The following is a 761-nucleotide window of genomic DNA, read 5'->3' as shown; positions in this document are numbered from 1 at the left end:
GCTTCTGCCAATTTGCTGTGACGACCTCGACGATGACGATCGTAGAGACTTTCAAGTCCTCGTTCATAATATCGCTTCAATGTCCGTCTGGCAGTTTCAGGATGTATGCAGAGGTCTTTGGCAATATCGTTAGTGGCTTTGCCCATACTATATTGGTATAAGATGAGCAGGCGTAGTCGGGCTCTGGGATTGCGCTCAGTCTTTGAGTGTTTGCCAAAGTCATGGTCTTCTAGGTTATGTATTGGTATAGTCATAAGTGGATGATACTATATATTTTGGGTTTGGTATAAGTTTACAATAAGGACTGAGTTCTGTACTTAACAGGACTCAGTCCTTTTAGTTTCAGCTGAATTCTTTCATGATTATAATAATGCATATACTCATGAATCTGTTTCTCTAAAGCCTCAATCGAGGTCGGCTTTTCAAGATAAATAGTCTCACACTTTAGTGTACCGAAGAAGCCTTCCATCAATGCATTGTCTAAGCAGTTGCCTTTTCGGCTCATACTTTGCTTAATGTCATTCTCTTTAAGCGTATTCGCAAACGTCTTCATCTGATAATGCCACCCTTGATCTGAGTGCAGTGTTAGCTCCTCCTTGCGCTTTGTAGGTATGCCCTTAATTGCACTATCTAGCATCTGTTTGAGCTATGCTGAAGAAACCGTACAACTAAACTTGGTAAACTAAGCGTATTCACAGGAGTTTACCATGACCAAGAAAATCAGAACTTACAGCACAGAATTTAAAGCAGAAGCCGTTAAG

The 761-nt window shown here is 40.9% G+C and carries 1 protein-coding gene and 1 pseudogene; both read right to left on the bottom strand.

Going from position 1 to position 761, the window contains the following annotated elements; genetic code table 11:
• A partial coding sequence (locus tag A7325_RS13325; RefSeq protein WP_156508469.1) for a helix-turn-helix domain-containing protein occupies window positions 1–254 on the bottom strand: 254 nt, incomplete at its 3' end.
• Window positions 255–292: 38 nt separating this feature from the next.
• Window positions 293–646, bottom strand: a pseudogene (locus A7325_RS00405) (transposase); the annotation flags it as partial.
• Window positions 647–761: the final 115 nt, after the last annotated feature.

The sequence above is a fragment of the Psychrobacter sp. SHUES1 genome (genome assembly GCF_001652315.1).
GTDB lineage: Bacteria > Pseudomonadota > Gammaproteobacteria > Pseudomonadales > Moraxellaceae > Psychrobacter > Psychrobacter faecalis.
The sequence above is the reverse complement of the archived record's forward strand: the minus strand, read 5'-3'. Positions and strand labels throughout refer to the sequence as shown.